Raw genomic sequence first — 444 nt, 5'->3', positions numbered from 1 at the left:
TCGGACGACAGCCTCCGGCTATCGCTCAGCAGTTTCAGAGGTGTAGAACACCGTTTGGAAAAAGTTGCCCACGTGCGCGGAGTGGAGTACATCAACGACTCGAAGGCGACCAACGTCAATTCGTGCTGGTATGCGCTGCAAAGTATGAAAACTCCGACCGTCCTCATTCTCGGCGGCACGGACAAGGGCAACGATTACCGCGAAATCGAATTGCCGGTGATTGAAAAATGCCGCGCCCTGATTTTCCTCGGTGCGGACAATGCCAAACTGCACGCCTTTTTTGACGGCAAAGTGCCCGCTATCACCGATGCCGGCTCAATGCGCGAGGCAGTCACACAAGCCTACGGTCTGGCTCAAAGAGGCGACACCGTGCTGCTGTCGCCCTGTTGCGCCAGTTTCGACTTGTTTCAAAACTACGAAGACCGCGGCAGACAGTTCAAAGAA

1 protein-coding gene is annotated in these 444 nt (G+C 55.2%); it reads left to right on the top strand.

Translation table 11 applies throughout. From position 1 onward, the window contains the following. Positions 1-444 (top strand): glutamate ligase domain-containing protein (locus tag ASC50_RS04665; RefSeq protein ID WP_304518327.1); only part of this gene is annotated, 444 nt, incomplete at both ends.

This window comes from Candidatus Symbiothrix dinenymphae (genome assembly GCF_001431085.1).
This window is presented reverse-complemented; position numbering and strand designations above follow the sequence as displayed.